Source organism: Nocardia higoensis, from assembly GCF_015477835.1.
In the GTDB taxonomy this organism is placed as follows: Bacteria; Actinomycetota; Actinomycetes; order Mycobacteriales; family Mycobacteriaceae; genus Nocardia; species Nocardia higoensis_A.
On record NZ_JADLQN010000001.1, the window covers coordinates 535657 to 552337 of the forward strand.

The following is a 16681-nucleotide window of genomic DNA, read 5'->3' on the forward strand; positions in this document are numbered from 1 at the left end:
ACCGTAGTCGGCCCGTCGGCGGGCGTCACGACGAGAGGGCACTACGGCGCGTGCGCCGCGCCCGCCGCTCGATGCGCGGCGGGGCGCGGCGCCTCGGGCGTCAGCGCCCGGCGAGCAGGGTTTCCGCCAGCTTCGTGTCGGTCTCGGCGCCTTCGGTGTAGCCACCTTCGGCGCCCATCGCGGTCATGATCGACAGCGTGTAGCGCTCGCCCTGGCCTGCGAACCCGACCGAGTTGACCACCCAGCCGCCCTCCTCCTGCGACCAGCCGTTCTTCAGGCCGGGCCGCATCGACGCGCCCGCACCCCACACGCCCCAGTGCTGGTTGGGGTCGACCCGGCGCATCTGATCGAGCAGGTAGGCGCGGTCGTCGGGGTGCATGGCGTCCAGGACGTGGCTCATCAGCCGGTCCAGATCGGCCGCAGTGCACTTCTGGTACGACCAGTCCGGGAACAGCATCGGCCCGACGGGCGGCAGCGGCACCAGGTTCGCCATGCCGTTGGCGCGGAAGGCGTTGTTGAAGGCCATCCGGTCCGGGCCCGCGTGCTTGTTCCACAGCAGGTCGGTCGCGGCGTCGTTGGAGGTCGACAGCATGGACTCCATCAGGCCGCGATCCTCGGGCGTGAGCACCAGCGCGCCGACGCGGGCGCGATTGAGCAGATCCGCGGCGATGGCCAGCTTGATGGTGGAAGCGGTCCACACCGAATCCTCGGCGTGCTCGTTGGCGTAGACGGCGCCGGTCACTCGGTCGCGTAGCACGTATCCGGTGACGCCCGGTCTGTTCTGCAGGTACTGGTCGGCGTTGCGGATCCGATTGCTCATATCGCAGTCGAAACCGTTGAAGCAGCCGCCGGGGGCGGCGTGGGCGATCGGCGCGGCGGCGCCGGGCATGAGGGTGGGCGCGCTGGGGATCAAGATCGCCGCGGCGGCCAGGACACAAGCGGTTGCGGCCACGCGGGGAACGGCCCCGGTGGCGGCCTTGGGATAACGCACGAGGGACGACGATGGCACACCTGAGCCCCGGATGCACGTCTTGAGCTCGGCGTGCCGATGTGCTAGTCGCCTCGACGCCCACAGCGAGGAGGAATCGATTGCACCGCACGAGGATTCGTCGGCGCGCGCACAGCCGTTCAGCGGAAGGCGGCGCGCAGGTTCTCGACGGTGCGGCCGTTGAGGCGGTGACAGTGCTCGAACGCCTCGGAGTGCCGATCCCGCGGCCAGTGGTGCAGGACGACGGAACGCCCGTAATGCCGGGTGTTGACCAGTTCCCAGTGCTCACCCACGCGGCGGACGGTGAATCCGTCCTTCGGAATCAGTGGGAGGACCCTCGCACCCATGAACGCGGACCAGCCTTTCGACGCGAATCATTCCCGGTAGCCCCCCGTGAGGGGAGACTGTGGCACACCGCTCGGCGCGGTCGGCGGTGACACGACCGGCGTGCGCGCGTCGGTGTGTTCCAATTCACTCTCCGTGGGTGGCCCGGAGGAGTTGCGCACCGGTCGCTGACGTATAAACGGACCATGCCGCTGCACATCCATCGGGCCGAGCGCGCGGACACCCTGGTCGACGCTCTCGCCGTGCGATCGGCGGTGCCGCAACCGGATCCGTTCGCACCCGAGGTGATCGCGGTGCCCGCCAAGGGCGTCGAGCGCTGGCTGACGCAGCGGTTGTCCGGGACGCTCGGTGTGTCGCCGAACGGGTCCGACGGGATCGCCGCGAACATCGACTTCCCCTCACCGGCCGCCTTGGTCGCCGGAGTCCTCGCCTCCTGCACCGGTATCGACCCCGAGGACGATCCGTGGGCGCGGGACCGGCTGGTGTGGCCGGTGCTGCGGGCACTGGACCGTGCGGTGGCCGAGCCGTGGTGCGCGGTGCCCGCTCGCTACCTCGGCGCTGCCTCGGAGGGTCGCGATCACCGGATCGGCCGTCGTTACGCCACCGCCGCGCACCTGGCCGCGTTGTTCGACAGCTATGGAGCGCAGCGTCCCGAACTGGTCCTCGACTGGGCTCGCGGCGGCGACGGCGACGGCGCGGGCGGCCGGGTGCCCGATGATCTGCGCTGGCAGCCGCGATTGTGGCGGATGCTGCGCGAGGAGATCGGGGTGCCCGCCCCCGCCGAACGCCTGGCCGCCGCCTGCGCGAGACTGCGCGCGGAGCCGTCGGTGGCCGAGTTGCCCGATCGGATCTCCTTGTTCGGCGTGACCAGGCTGGCGACCGATCAGCTCGCCGTCCTCGACGCGCTGGGCGCGCATCGCGAGGTGCATCTGTGGCTGGTGCATCCGAGCCCGGCCATGTGGCGTGCGCTCGCCGGTCTCGGCCCGGCCCGTTCCCGCGCCGAGGACACCAGCGCCACCGTTGTGCGTCACCCGCTGCTCGCGGGCTTGGCGCGCGAGGCCAGGGAATTGCAGCAACGCCTGTCCGGTATCGGCGTCCACGCCGGGGACACCGGCTGTCTCGCGCCTGCGGCGCCGGGCGAGCCGACACTGCTCCGCGCGCTGCAGGCCGGGCTGCGCGAGGATGTCTGGCCGCCCGCCGACCGCGTCGCGCCCGACGGCACCGTGGAGGTGCACGCCTGCCACGGATCGGCCCGTCAGGTGGAGGTGCTGCGGGATCGGTTGCCTGCGCTGTTCGCGGCCGACCCCACCCTGGAACCCCGCGATGTGCTGGTCATGTGCCCCGAGGTGGAGACCTTCGCCCCGCTGGTGCGGGCCGCGTTCGGGGTACGCGGCGCCGACGAGCCGGATGAGCAGACACATCCGGCGCAGCTGCTGCGGGTCCGGCTGGCCGATCGCGGGCGCGGCGTCACCAATCCGCTGCTGGCGGTGGCGCGGACCCTGCTGGAACTGGCCGACGGTCGCGTCACGGTGACGCAGGTGCTCGACCTCGCCGCCTCCGACACCGTCCGCCGACGCTGCGGCTTCGACGACGACGCGCTCGAGCGGCTGCGCGAATGGGCTGCCGCGTCCGGCGCCCGATGGGGCATCGGCGCGCGCCAGCGTCAGGCTTTCGGGCTCGCGGATTTCGCGCAGAACACCCTCAACGGCGCGGTGGACCGCATCCTGCTCGGCGTCACCGCCGACGAATCCGGTGACGACTGGCTCGATCTCGCGCTGCCGCTGGCCGATGTGGACAGCAACGACGTCGACCTGGCCGGGCGTTTCGCCGAATTCGTCGACCGCCTCGCGGTGTGCCTGCGCGACCTGCGCGGGCCCCGGCCCGCGCGCGAATGGGCGCACGTGCTGGGCCGCGCGCTGGACCTGCTCACCGACGTCCCGGAGCACCAGGCGTGGGTTCGCACCGAAGCCCGCGCCGAGATCGCCGTCGCCACCGGGGCCGACGCGCGCGATGCCGACGCCGCCGACGTGCCCTTGCGGTTGGCCGATGTCACGGTGCTGTTCGGCGAGCGCCTGGCCGCGCGGCCCACCCGCGCCAACTTCCGTACCGGCGAGCTGACCGTGTGCACCATGGTGCCGATGCGGTCGGTGCCACACCGGGTGGTGGTCCTGCTCGGCCTCGACGACGAGGTGTTTCCCCGCGCCGGTGGCGTGGACGGCGACGACGTGCTCGCCCGCGACCCGCTGCCGGGCGAACGCGACGCCCGCGGGGAGGACCGTCAGCTGCTGCTCGACGCGGTGTGCGCGGCGGGGGAGCGACTGCTGATCTTCCACACCGGCGCCGACCCCGTGACGGGATCGATTCGGCCACCGGCGATTCCGGTCGCCGAACTGCTCGACGCGGTGCGCGCGCACGTCGGCGACGACGCCATGGCCGCGGTGGTGACCCGCCATCCGTTGCAGAGCTTCGACCGGCGGAACTTCGACCCCGCCCGGCCCCGCAGTTTCGACACCGTCGCGCTGGCGGGCGCCCGCGCCGCGGCGGCGCTCGCGCGCCCGGCCCCGCCACTGCCTGCCGCGCCGCTGCCCGCACTCGAGCGCGCCGATGTGGCGCTGTCGGAACTGATCTCCTTCGCCGAGCACCCGATTCGCGGTTTCCTCTGGCAGCGCCTGGGACTACGGGTGCCCGACCACGAGGAGGACATCGCCGAGAACCTGCCGATCGAACTGGACGGGCTGGCGAAATGGGAAGTGGGCGAACGCATGCTCACCGCCCGGCTCAACGGCGCCGACCCCGTGGCATTGCGCCAGGCGGAGTGGCGGCGCGGCACCCTGCCGCCGTTCCAGTTGGGCGCCGCGGTACTCGCCGAGATCGAGCGCACGGTCGAGACCCTGGTGCGGGCGGCCCAGCCCGACTATGCCGCCGAACCGCGCGCGGTGGACATCTCGGTGGATCTCGGCGACGGGCGCAGGCTCGTCGGCACCGTTCCCGAGGTCCGCGGCGACGCGCTGGTCCGCACCACCTATTCGCAGGTCAAGGCCAGGCACCGGATCGCCGCCTGGGTCGGCCTGCTCGCGCTGGCGACCGCCGAGGACCGGCCGTGGCGCGCGGTCACCATCGGGCGCGGGGGCTGGCACCGTCCGGCCTGGCGGTGCGAACTCCTTGCCCCCGACCGCCCCGACGCCCTCGCCCTCCTGCGTGACCTGGTGCGTCTACGCGACGAGGGCCTCACCGAACCGCTGCCCCTGACTCCCACCGCCTCGGCCGCCTATGCCGAGCGGCGGGTCCGCGGTGGCGCGACGGAGGATGCCGTTCTCGCCGCCGAGCGCGAATTCAACGGCAAAGCAGAAGGTTTCGGCGCCTTCGGTGATCACACCGACCGGCATCTGCGCTACGTCCTGGGCCCCGCCCCGCGGCTGGACCATCTCCTGACCACCCCAGCGCCCGCCGGAACCGCCGGCGAGCCGACCCGATTCGGCGCGCTGGCCGTGCGGCTGTGGGCGCCGCTGCTCGCCGCGGAAACGCAGAGGCAACCGTGACCGTCCCGCCCGCAACCGTCTCCCCGCACGCGACCGCGATCCCGGCGCCGCGGCCCCCGGGCGGCGACACCTTCGACCTGTGCGGCCCGCTGCCGTCCGGCACCACTGTGCTCGAGGCCAGCGCGGGTACCGGCAAGACCTACGCGATCGTCGGGCTGGCCGTGCGCTACGTCGCCGAAGCCGGAGTCCGGATCTCCGAGCTGCTGCTGGTCACCTTCTCCCGCTCGGCCACCCAGGAACTGCGCGAGCGCACCAGGGACCGCTTCGTCACCGTCGCCGCCGCCCTGGCCGATCCGGAGCGCGCCCGCGCCGCCGAGGACGAACTGATCGCCCACCTCGCCGCGGCGCCCGACGAGACAGTGGGCCTGCGCCGCGCCCGCCTGCTCACGGCCCTGTCCGATTTCGACGCGGGCACCATCGCGACCACACACAGCTTCTGTCAGCGCATGCTTGACGAACTCGGCGTCGCCGGGGAGCGGGACCCGGCGGCACGCCTGGTGGAAGCCGTCGACGATCTGGTGCACGCCGTGGTCGAGGACCTGTACCTACAGCGCTACGCCCGCACCGAGCCGCCGTTCGCGTTGCGCGAGGCGCACGCGCTGGCCCGTGAGGCGATTCGTGACCGCCACGCCCGCCTGACCCCCGAGGACGACGGCGCGGCGGGGGAGCGGGTGGCCTTCGCCGAGGCGGTGCGCACCGAGACCGAGCGCCGCAAACGTCTCGCCGGACTCCGCGATTTCGACGACCTGCTGGTGCTGTTGCACGACGTGCTCGCCGAACCCGGCCACGGTCCCGACGCGTGCGCCCGGATCAGGTCCCGCTTCCGCGTCGCGCTGGTCGACGAGTTCCAGGACACCGACCCGCTGCAGTGGGACATCCTGCGCGGCTGCTTCCACGGTCACACCACGCTGGTGCTCGTCGGCGACCCCAAGCAGGCCATCTACGCCTTCCGCGGCGCCGAGGTGCTCAGCTATCTCGACGCCGTCTCCCTCGCCGACCACCGCCAGGAGCTGACCCGCAACCGGCGCAGCGATCCCGGCCTGTTGCGCGCCCTCGACCACCTGCTCGGCGGGGCCGCCCTCGGCCACCCGGAGATCAGCGTGTACCCAGTGGCCGCCACCCGAGCGGGCAGCAGGCTGTCCGGGCGGGCCGAACAGATCCGCCCGCTGCGGGTGCGCTGCCTGCCGCGCACCGGCGTCGGACCGTTGCAGAACGGGTTCCCCCGGGTGGACCGCCAGCGCGCCGTCGTCGCCCGAGATCTGGCCGCCGATCTCGTCCGCCTGCTCGAATCCGGGACCGAAGTGACCGTCGGCCGGGGTGCGGCGGTGGCCCGCCGTCCGGTCACCGCCGGGGACATCGCAGTCCTGGTGCGCAAACGGTCCCATGTCTCGCTGGTGCGCGACGCGCTGGACCGCGTCGGCATCCCGTCGGTATTGGCAGGCGGCACCAGCGTTTTCGCCACACCCAGCGCCACGGATTGGCTGTGGGTGCTGCGCGCGCTGGAACAGCCGCACCGCTCCGATCGTGTCCGCCTCGCCGCCTGCACACCCATTCTGGGATGCACGGCCGCCGAACTCGACAGCGGCGGAGCCGATCTGGTCGGCACGCTGAGCGCCCAGCTGCGCGAGGCCGCCCGATTGTTCGGGCGCGCCGGATTCGCGGCGCTGTTCGAGCGGCTGGCCGACCGCTCCCGGCTCGCTGCGCGCCTGCTGGCCGTCGAGAACGGCGAACGCACACTGACCGACCTGCGCCACATCGCCCAACTGCTCGACGAGGTATCGGCCACCGAGGGCTATGGACTGACCGCGCTGACCCGGTGGCTGGGCGAGCGGGTGCGTGACCCCGCGTCCGGCGCGGTGGCCGGCCGCTCGCGCCGCCTGGACCGCGACGCCGCCGCCGTCCAGATCGCGACCGTGCACGCCAGCAAGGGGCTCGAGTTCCCCATCGTGTACCTGCCGTTCGCGTGGGACAACGCCAAGAACCCGAAACCGCCCACACTGCTGTTCCACGACGACGACGGCGCCCGCGTGCTCGACGTCGGCGGCCCCGAAGCCCGCGGTTACGCCCGGCGCAGGCAGCGCTGTGAAACCGAGGAGGCCGGGGAGGAACTGCGCCTGCTCTACGTGGCGCTGACCCGCGCCATGTGCCAGGTCGTCGCCTGGTGGGCGCCCTCGGCCACGACGGCGGGTGGGCCGCTGCACCGGATGATGCTCGGCCGCGCCGACCGCGGCCCGGAGGTGCCCGAACGCGCGCCGGTGCCCGCCGAGGCCCGGGCCGTGCCCGCGATCACGGCGTGGGCCGAGCCTGCGGCGGAGGTGATCTCGGTGACCGCCGTGGACACCGCCGAATCCGTCGCGCCACGCCGCGTCCGCGTCGAACCGGACACCGCCGAACTCGCGGCCGCACGCTTCGACCGCACTCTGGACCTGCTGTGGCGGCGCACGTCCTATTCGGCGCTCACCGAAGGCGCGCACGAGACCGTCACCGACACCGAACCCGAGGATCTGCGCGGCCCCGGCGACGAGCCCACCACGCCCGCGCTGGTGGCGATCGAACCGGACACCGCGTCCGCCGCGCCGTCGTTGATGAACGACCTGCCCTATGGCGCGGAGTTCGGCACCCTCGTGCACGCGGTCCTCGAACGCGTCGACACCGACGCCGCGGATCTGGCCGCCGAAGTCCGGCGGCGCTGCCAGGAGACCGCCGCCGAACTCCTCGCCGAACTCGACGTCGACACCCTCGCGAGCGCTCTGCACGCGGTCCTGCGCACCCCGCTCGGTTTCGGCTGCCTGGCCGACATCGCTGCCCGGGATCGGCTGAGCGAGCTGGACTTCGAGCTGCCGCTGGCCGGCGGTGACACCCCCACCGGGCGGTGCGCCACCCTGGGCGCCGTTGCCGACCTGCTGCGCACCCACCTCGCACCCGAGGACGACCTGTGCCCCTACGCCGATCTGCTCGCCGGTCTCGACGACCGCGCCCTGCGCGGCTATCTGACCGGCAGTATCGACGCTGTCCTGCGCGTCATCGGCCCCGAGGGGCCGCGATTCGTCATCGTCGACTACAAGACCAACCGCCTGGGCATCGACCTGCTGACGGTCGACCACTACACCCGGCCGCGCATGGCCGCCGAGATGCTGCGCTCGCACTACCCGTTGCAGGCGCTGCTGTATTCCGTCGCCCTGCACCGGTATCTGCGTTGGCGACTGCCCGACTACGACCCGGCTCGTCATCTCGGCGGGTGCCAGTACCACTTCGTTCGCGGCATGATCGGCCCGGACACCCCGCCCGGCCACGGCGTCTTCGACTGGCATCCGCCCGTCGACCTGGTCGTCGCGCTCTCGGACCTGCTGGCGGGCACGGGAGAGGGAGCGCGATGACCGCGATCCAGGTGGCTCAGCGCGGCACGGGGCTGCTGCGCGTGTTCAACGAAGCCGGTGTGCTCTCGGCGGCCGACGTGCACGTCGCGGTGCGCCTGGGCAGGCTCGGCCGGGAGGAATCGGAGCTGGTGCTGTTCGCGGCCGCACTGGCGGTGCGCGCGGTGCGCTCGGGATCGGTGTGCCTGGAACTGGACCGGATGCGCGAGATCGGCGTGGACGTCGACGAGGACTGGGATGTCGGTCATGGCGTGGACCCGGCCGCCCTGCCCTGGCCGGACATCGACGCGGTGACAGCGGCGCTGCGGGTGAGCCCGCTGGTGTGCGGCGGTCCGGCCGGACCGTTGTGCCCGCTGCGGGTGGTGCCGCCCGCGCCCGGCGACGACGGTGGCCCGCTGCTCTATCTCGATCGCTACCACCGGCAGGAACAGACCATTCGCCGGGTGCTCACCGAGCGGGCGGCGAGCCACCCCACGGTCGACGCGGCCGTGGTCCGCCGCGAGCTGGACCGGCTGTTCGGCGTCGACGGCGGTGCCCCCGACCGGCAGCGTCTGGCCGCCGCACTCGCCGCGACCCACTGGACCACGGTCGTGGCGGGCGGTCCCGGCACCGGCAAGACGCACACCATCGCCCGCGTGCTGGCGCTGCTCGAGGCGCACCGGCGGGCCGGTCCGGGCGCCGCGCCGCTGCGGATCGCGCTGGCCGCGCCCACCGGCAAGGCGGCCGCCCGCCTGCAGGAGGCGGTCCGGGAGCAGGCGGGCGAACTCGGCCTGCCCGAGCTGGCCGCCGCGACACTGCACCGGCTGCTCGGCTGGCAGCGCGGGCGCGGAAACCGTTTCCGGTACAACGAGTTCAATCGCCTGCCCTACGACGTGGTCGTCGTCGACGAGACTTCCATGGTGTCGCTGACCATGATGAGCAGCCTGCTGTCGGCATTGCGCGCCGACACCCGGCTGGTGCTCGTCGGCGACCCGGACCAGCTCGCCTCCGTCGACGCGGGCGCCGTGCTCGCCGACCTGGTGGCCGGACCGGTCGTCGGTGCGCCCAACCCGGTGCTCGACGACATCCTCGGCACGCCGCCCCCGGACGCCGCCGAGCACCCGGAGGGTGTGACCGAACTCGAGCGGACCCGGATACGCGGCGGCATCGTGCGCCTCACCCGCGGCAGGCGCTTCGGCGGCCACATCGCCGAACTGGCCGTCGCGGTCCGGGCCGGGGACGCCGACCGCGCCCTCGAGTTGTTACGCGCGGGCGGCGCCGACCTGTCGCTGTGCGAGCCCGAGGACATCGACGCCGTGCGCGCGGACGTGGTGCGCGCCGCCCGCACGGTCTCCGACGCCGCCCGCGCCGGCGATGCCGCGGCCGCTCTCACCGCCCTGGAATCGCACCGACTGCTGTGCGCCCACCGCCGCGGTCCCTTCGGCGTGGAGCGCTGGGACCGGATGGCGGGGGAGTGGGCAGCCGCCGCGGGCGCGGGCCAGGACGGCGCGTCCGGACCCTGGTATCCCGGTCAGCCCCTGCTCGTCACCGCCAACGATCACCAGGCGCGCATCTACAACGGCGACACCGGTGTCATCGTCACCATGCCCGACGGCTCGCTGCGCGCCGCCCTGCTGCGCGGCAGCGACCCCTATCTGGTCCATCCGACCCAGTTCCCCTCTGTCGTCACCGTCTTCGCGATGACCATCCACCGCAGCCAGGGCAGCCAGTACGACACCGTCTCCATCGTGCTGCCCGAACCCGAATCGACCCTGCTGACCAGGGAACTGCTCTACACCGCGATCACCCGCGCCCGCGGGCACGTCCGCGTCATCGGCACCGAGGAAGCGATCCGCGCCGCCGTCGGGCGACGCGTGTTGCGAGCCAGCGGACTCGCCAGGCGCGTGACCATCTGAGCCGCGCCCGGTTCGGCCCGCCGCCCGCCTCGGCCGCGGGCCGAACCGGCCCAGCGATCACGGCCCGCGCCTGTCCTCGGTCGTCCGAGGGCGGTTCTCAGCTCAGGTCGAACATGCGGGCGGCGTTCTCCCAGAACACCTTCCGCAGCCAGTCCGCGCCGAGATCCAGGCGCTCGACGGCCTGGACCGCGTGCGCGTACGGGTACGGGATGTTCGGGAAGTCGCTGCCGAAAAGGATGCGCTCGGACAGCGCGCGCAGCCGGTCGTACTCGGTGACCGGGTACGGCGCGCCTGCCTCGCTGAAATCGGTCCACACCATCGTGGTGTCGAGCGAGACGTTCGGATAACGCTCGGCCAGGTCGAGGAACCTGCTGTACTCAGGGGTGCCCATGTGCGCCACGATCAGTCGCAGAGTGGGAAACCGGCTCAGCAGTTCGGCGATCGGCTCCGGCCCGGTGAACCGCCCCGGCGCGGGCCCGGACCCGCAGTGGATCACCACCGGAACCCCTGCCTCGGCCAGCTGCCCCCACACCGGGGTGAGCAGCGGATCGTTCGGGGCGAAATCGCCGACCTGGATGTGCACCTTGAACACCCGGGCACCGCGCTCGATCGCCGTGGCGACATAGGCGGCGGCCTGCGGTTCGGGGTAGAAGGTCGCGGTGTGCAGGCAGTCGGGCGTGCGGGCGGCGAACTCGGCGGTCCAGTCGTTGAGCCACGCGGCCATGTCCGGCTTGTGCGGATACACCAGCGCGGTGAAGGCGCGGACACCGAACCCGCGCAGGGTCTTCAGCCGCACCTGCTCCTCGTCGCGGTAGGTGATCGGCCACTGCCTGCCCACCAGCGGGCCCACCGAGTCGAAGTAGGCCCAGACCTTGCGCAGCACCGACTCCGGCATGAAGTGGGTGTGCACGTCGACGATGCCCGGCAGGCCGAGTCGATCCCGGAACGCGGCCAGGTAGGCGGTGTCGTCGGCGTAGTCGGTCGACAGCGAGTACTCGCCGTGGTGGCTGTGACCGGTCATGAGACCTCCAGGCTCGAACGGTGCGCCACGCGCGGCGTGGGCGGATACACAGAGCGCGCGAAATCACCCACCCGGGCGAGGAGACGGTCGAAGAACGCCTCGGGATCGGTGCCCACGACGATGTCGGCATTGAACGGCCTGCCCCACATGCCCGCCCAGTCGGCGACCGTGGTGGCGCGGGTCAGCGTGCCGGTCAGCTCGACGTCCACCGTGGCCGGGCGGACCACCGCCAGCGAGGGGTCCAGCGCCACGGCCGCGGCGAACGGGTCGTGCATGTGCGCCAGATACCCCTGGTCGTAGGACTGGTGGAACTCGAAGTAGAAGCGCACCGCGTCGGTGAGGTGCCGCACGATCGGATTGCTCGCCGTCGAACATCGTCCGGGCGGATCGGTGGGCGCGGGCACCTCGACCGGGCTGCTGCCCGCCCGTTCGGCCAGCACACGCAGATGGCCCGGACGCATCTCGATGGTCTCGGTGACGTCCAGCGCGCAGATCAACGGCCTGCGGTCGGGCGGTGCCGCGGAGAAGGCGTCGAAGACTTCTTTGGCCGCTTCCGGATCGACGTGCACGTTCCACTCGTTCGTCGGCGTCGTATTGCCCGGGTGGTTGAACGCCCCGCCCATCACCACCAGCCGGCGCAGCAGGCGCGGCAGCTCGGGTTCGAGCCGTAGCGCCAGGGCCAGATTGGTCAGCGGTCCGGTGCACAATCCGATGATCTCGCCGGGATGCGCCCGTGCCGACTCCACCCACATCCGCGCCGCCGACCGGTCCGACAGCGCCCGTCCGGACACCGGCAGCCGGGCATACCCGATGCCCTGTGGTCCGTGGGTGTCCTCGGTGGTGCGCAACTCGATCGCCAGCGGTCGGTCCGCGCCCAGCGCCACCTCGATCTCCGGCGCGCGGCACACCTCCAGCCAGGCCAGATTGTTGGCGGCGACCTGCGCGGCCCCGACATTGCCCGCGGTCGACGCGATGCCGAGCACCTCGGCCTCGGGCGAGGCCAGCAGGTAGAGCAGCGCCAGCGAGTCGTCGATCCCGGTATCGACGTCCACGATGATCTTCTGCCGCACGCCCCGAGCCTAATCGCCGCGTCCGAGCGTGCGCTGTCGGCTCCCGTGAGGACGGTGCCCGCACCTGGGCAAGCCACCGTCGACGGCGTAGCCGGACCTCCGACGCGGGCTTCGCGGCTACGCCGAGGCTCGCCGGCCTACCGCGGGCTGCTCGGCCACGGCATCGACACGGGGTCGGTGACATCTGCGGGCGACCCGGTGGCAGGGCTGCCGGGCCGGGAACGACCAGACGTCAGCGCGTGCGCACCGGCCAGGCCGGTGTTCCCGACCCGATCTGGGGCGCGGGCCAGGCGTAGTCCGGATACTCGGCCAGCGCGGGAGCGGCGGTGTGCAGGTTTCCGTGCGCCACCACCGCGTTGAGGTTCGGCACCGCGGGCGGCGGATGCTTGAGGGTGCGGCCCGGTGCGCTGAGCAGCCAGGAAGCGGTGCGCGCCAACGAGGCCCGGACATCGCGGCCGACGCCGTCATAGGTGTGCGCGGCGAGCGCGTCGATGATGCCCGCGGCGAGCAGGTAGCCGGTCGAATGGTCGATGGCCTGCGCGGGCAGCGAGCCGGGCATCTGGGGGGCGCCCTCGAGCACGGCGATACCGGTCGCGGCCTGCACGATGCTGTCGAAGCCGCGCCGCCCGCTCCACGGGCCCGATTCGCCCCAGGCGCTGATCCTGGCGTGGATCAGGCCGCGCCGGACCGCGGTGATCAGGCCCGCGCTCTCCAGCGCGCCCGGCCGGTATCCGGTCACCAGCACATCGGCCTGGGAGAGCAGATCGTGGAAGGCCACGGCGTGGCCGCGCATGTCCATCAGCACCGAATGCTTGCCCTGACAGGTGTCGGCGAACTGCCACGGCAGTTCCGGCAGCCACGGCGGGTCGATGCGCAGCACCTCCGCGCCGAGCAGCGCCAGGGTGCGGGTGGCGACGGGCCCGGCGATCACCCTGGTCATGTCGAGTACGCGCACCCCGCGCAGCGGCTGGAACGGGGTGGCCTCCGAACGCGGCCGGGTGCCCGCGCGGTCCTCGCGTTGTTCCATCGACACCAGGGGCCCGGCGGCGGCGTCGGCGGCCTGTGGGGTGGCCGCCCACTCCTCCTCGGTACGTACCTGGACCGCGACAGCGCCCGCCGCGGCGGCATTGTCCTCGATGTCGGAGGCACGGCTCATGGCGATCTGCGCGACCGCGATGTCGAACGGGATGTCCTCGGGTAGACCGAGGGCGGTGAGCAGACGGGAACGATGGTGCGGGTAGTTGGCGTGGGTGCGGACCCAGCCGTCGAAGGTCGGGAAGAAGCCGGACAGGTCGGCCCAGCTCTGCACCTGCTTGCCGTCGACGCGCAGCAGGTGGTCGCTGGAGAACGCGGCGGTGATGCGTTCCGGGTCGATCCGATGGGACACGGGTGCGAGCCCGTGCGCGTCGCGCATACGATTGGCCGCGGCCGCCACGGCCGCCACCGATCCCGCGGCCAGCGTCCACACCGGCAGTGTCGCAGCGAGATTGCTGCCGGGATCAGGCGAATCGATAACGCCGGACGCCGGGACGCCGATTCCGGATTCGTACTCGTGGACCAGCCGATTGTGCGCGTTCACCAGTCCGAGACTAGCGGTTACAAGCAGAAGGAGACCGACGTGGAGACTGCGATCGCGGCCACCGAATGGCTGCGCGCCTTGCGAATCGAGCCCGCGCCACGCCACTACCTGGTGTGTTTTGCCCCGGGAGGTGGTTCGGCCACCGCCTACCGGGATCTGGCCGGTCGGGTCGGTCCGGGGATTGCGGTCTTCGCCGTGCAATACCCGGGCCGTCAAGATCGTTTGGGCGAAGCTCCGGTGACCGATCTGCATGTGCTGGCCGACCGGATCGCCGAAGAGTTGCTGGCCCAGCCCGCCGTGCCCGGCCTCGCGCTGTTCGGTCACAGCATGGGCGCCACCGTCGCCTACGAGACCGCCCGCAGACTGGAGTCCGCGGGCCGCACGGTGTCGCGGTTGTTCGTCTCCGGACGCCCCGCGCCCACTTTCGCCGAACCGGGCAGACTGCACCTGGGGCCGGACGAGGATCTGATCGCCGATCTCGAGCGTCTCGCCGCCGACCCGGCCCCGATCGCCATGCTGCGCAGCGAGCCGGGCCTGGCCGAGATCGTGCTGCCCGCCGTGCGCGGCGACTATCAGGCGGTGGAGACCTACGCCCAGCGCGCCGGCGATCCGCTGCGCTGCCCGGTCACCGCCCTGGTCAGCACGGAGGATCCGACCATGAGCGTCGAACAGGCCGACGAGTGGCGGGATTTCACCTCCGCGGCATTCCGGCGCGAGACCTTCCCGGGTGGGCACTTCTACCTCGACGAGCGGCCCGACGATGTCGCCGCGCTCGTCACCCGCAGCCTGCGCTGACGAACCGCGCACCTCACCGGATCGCGCGCCGGGATGCCGCCGCGCGCCGGGATGCCGCCGCGCGCCGGGATGCCGCCGCGCGCCCCGCGGGTCGGCGGCGGAACGTCACCAGAGCGCCCGCCCAGGAGACCGCGACGACGGCCGCCACGAGCAGGCGGATGAGTCCCACCGCGTCCTCGGGATAGACGACCCCCGTGATGTAGTGGTCGATGAATCCGGTCGAGAGCAACTCCGCCGTCCCCGCCGATCGCCGCGCCCAGTTCTCCACATGCGTCAGCGGGCACTCGTAGCCGATGACCACCGAGCCGAATCCCCAGACGGCCGCGGCCAGATGGGGCCAGAAGGCCCACGGCCGCCACCACGCCAGGAAACCGCCGAGCACGACGTAGGCCACGAACGCGAAGTGCGTGAACGCGGTGAGGTCGGCGAGCAGACGGAAACCCATATGCCAAGGGTAGGCCCCGCCTCACCAGGGTGAGGGCCGGTAATCCTTGAGGAAGCAGCCATAGAGGTCGACGCCGTTCTCGCCCCGCACGATCGGGTCGTAGACCCGGGCGGCGCCGTCGACGAGGTCGAGCGGCGCGTGGAAGCCCTCTTCGGCCAGGCGCATTTTCGTGTAGTGCGGGCGCTCGTCGGTGATCCAGCCGGTGTCCACCGCGGTCATCAGGATGCCATCGGTCTCGAGCATCTCCCCGGCGCTGGTCCGGGTGAGCATGTTCAGCGCTGCCTTCGCCATATTCGTGTGCGGATGCCCCGGGCCCTTGTAGCCCCGACTGAACTGGCCCTCCATCGCCGAGACGTTGACGATGTACTTGCGGCGGGCGGGCGCGGCCGCCATCGCCGGGCGCAGCCGCGACACCAGGATGAACGGCGCCACCGAATTGCACAGCTGCACTTCCAGCAGTTCGGTCGGATCGACCTCGGCGACGGTCTGCACCCAGCTGTTGGTGTGTGCGAGATCGGGCACCAGCCCGCCCGCGTCGATGGCCACGCCGCGCGAAATGCGTTCGGGCGTGGCCGATCCCGCGACCAGCGCGAGCTCGGCGACATCGGCGGCGGTGAGCGAGGGGGCCGCGAGCAGCGAGGGCGACAGCGAGGCGGTCAGCGCGCTGGGGTGCGCCTGCATCGTCTTGCCGAAGGTCACCACGTCGGGCAGCGCGCCCGCGGGCAGCGGTGCCGACTCCGCCTCGACCAGCGCGCTGTAGGCGCCTGCCGAGCGGCGCACGGTCTGCGCGGCATTGTTGATCAGGATGTCGAGCGGACCCTGCGCGGCGATGTCGTCGGCCAGCGCGATCACCTGGGCGGGGTCACGCAGGTCGATGCCGACCACACGCAGCCGGTGCAGCCAGTCGGCGCTGTCCTCCATGGCGGCGAAGCGGCGCACCGCGTCGTTGGGGAAGCGGGTGGTGATGGTGGTGTGCGCACCGTCGCGCAGTAGTCGCAGCGCGATGTACATGCCGATCTTGGCGCGCCCGCCGGTGAGCAGCGCGCGGCGGCCGGTGAGGTCGGTACGCGCGTCGCGCCTGGCGTGGCTGTCGGCCGCGCAGTCCGGGCACAACTGGTGGTAGAAGGCGTCGACGCGGGTGTAGTGCTGTTTGCAGATGTAACAGGGCCGCGAGCGCATCAGGGTACCCGCGCTCGCCCCCGCGGCGTTGGAGCTCAGCGGGATGCCCGCGGTCTCGTCGTCGATGCGGTTCGGCGAGCCGGTCGCGGTGGCCGCCACCACCGCCTTGTCGTTCTCGGCGACCTTGCGTCGCGCTTCCTCGCGCCTGCGCTGCTTGAGCTTTTTGAACATGTGCCCGACCGCTCGCTGCACGGCGATCGAATCCGCATGATCCTTGTCCAGTTCCGCGGCCTGCTCGAGAACCCGTAGACAGGTGGCCAGCTCGTCGGGATCGATACTGTTCTCGGCCATCGGGTCTTCGGACATCCTTCGTGAGCTGGGGTGCGAACGCAGTGGATCGGGGTGACCGGGTGCGGTGGCGCGCCGCGATCGTGGGGTCCATTGTCGCAAACGCCGACTTTCCGGATTCCGCCGCGTTCGGCACGCTGTTGACAACTCGCCAATAGTGCTG

The 16681-nt window shown here is 72.2% G+C and carries 11 protein-coding genes; 4 read left to right on the forward strand and 7 right to left on the reverse strand.

Going from position 1 to position 16681, the window contains the following annotated elements:
- Positions 1 to 100: 100 nt before the first annotated feature.
- On the reverse strand, positions 101 to 991 hold the full coding sequence (locus IU449_RS02390; protein WP_324188050.1) for a tat pathway signal sequence: 891 nt from the start codon (positions 989 to 991) through the stop codon (positions 101 to 103).
- Positions 992 to 1128: 137 nt separating this feature from the next.
- Entirely contained in the window at positions 1129 to 1281 is a 153-nt protein-coding gene (locus tag IU449_RS02395; RefSeq protein WP_228803647.1) for a hypothetical protein, read from the reverse strand.
- A 237-nt stretch (positions 1282 to 1518) separates the two neighbouring features.
- Between IU449_RS02395 and recC the strand changes: the two genes are divergently transcribed.
- Genes recC through recD form a run of 3 tightly spaced genes read left to right on the forward strand, consistent with a single transcriptional unit; the run spans position 1519 to position 10141 of the window.
- The gene (gene recC, locus IU449_RS02400) at positions 1519 to 4872 is read left to right on the forward strand and encodes an exodeoxyribonuclease V subunit gamma (protein WP_195000323.1); all 3354 of its coding nucleotides are present in this window, start codon (positions 1519 to 1521) and stop codon (positions 4870 to 4872) included.
- 38 nt (positions 4873 to 4910) lie between these two features.
- A complete protein-coding gene (locus tag IU449_RS02405) occupies positions 4911 to 8249 on the forward strand; it encodes a UvrD-helicase domain-containing protein (RefSeq protein WP_324188227.1) in 3339 nt (1112 codons plus the stop codon).
- The gene (gene recD, locus IU449_RS02410; RefSeq protein WP_195000325.1) at positions 8246 to 10141 is read left to right on the forward strand and encodes an exodeoxyribonuclease V subunit alpha; all 1896 of its coding nucleotides are present in this window, start codon (positions 8246 to 8248) and stop codon (positions 10139 to 10141) included. Before IU449_RS02405 ends, recD begins: the two co-directional genes overlap by 4 nt.
- Positions 10142 to 10238: 97 nt before the next feature.
- Here recD and IU449_RS02415 read toward each other — a convergent pair whose 3' ends face one another.
- The 3 genes from IU449_RS02415 to IU449_RS02425 form a co-directional block, all read right to left on the reverse strand.
- Positions 10239 to 11162 carry an amidohydrolase family protein gene (locus IU449_RS02415; RefSeq protein ID WP_195000326.1) on the reverse strand — a complete coding sequence of 308 codons (924 nt, stop codon included), beginning with the start codon at positions 11160 to 11162 and terminating at the stop codon, positions 10239 to 10241.
- Positions 11159 to 12232: a nucleoside hydrolase gene (locus IU449_RS02420; RefSeq protein ID WP_195000327.1), complete on the reverse strand. Its 1074-nt coding sequence runs from the start codon at positions 12230 to 12232 to the stop codon at positions 11159 to 11161. The genes IU449_RS02415 and IU449_RS02420 overlap by 4 nt, the downstream gene beginning before the upstream one ends.
- A gap of 232 nt (positions 12233 to 12464) precedes the next feature.
- The gene (locus IU449_RS02425) at positions 12465 to 13811 is read right to left on the reverse strand and encodes a CoA transferase (protein WP_195000328.1); all 1347 of its coding nucleotides are present in this window, start codon (positions 13809 to 13811) and stop codon (positions 12465 to 12467) included.
- Between the two features lie 39 nt (positions 13812 to 13850).
- On the opposite strand from IU449_RS02425, the gene IU449_RS02430 reads away from it, so the two are divergent.
- Positions 13851 to 14606 (forward strand): thioesterase II family protein, encoded by a 756-nt coding sequence (locus tag IU449_RS02430; RefSeq protein ID WP_195000329.1) that lies wholly within the window; start codon positions 13851 to 13853, stop codon positions 14604 to 14606.
- Positions 14607 to 14619: 13 nt separating this feature from the next.
- Here the strand turns inward: IU449_RS02430 and IU449_RS02435 are convergent, their stop codons facing one another.
- Together IU449_RS02435 and IU449_RS02440 are read right to left on the reverse strand one after the other, a co-directional pair.
- Positions 14620 to 15051: a DUF2784 domain-containing protein gene (locus tag IU449_RS02435; protein ID WP_195000330.1), complete on the reverse strand. Its 432-nt coding sequence runs from the start codon at positions 15049 to 15051 to the stop codon at positions 14620 to 14622.
- Between the two features lie 21 nt (positions 15052 to 15072).
- Complete coding sequence (locus IU449_RS02440; protein ID WP_195000331.1) at positions 15073 to 16521, reverse strand: SDR family NAD(P)-dependent oxidoreductase; 1449 nt, start codon at positions 16519 to 16521, stop codon at positions 15073 to 15075.
- Between the last annotated feature and the right edge of the window lie 160 nt (positions 16522 to 16681).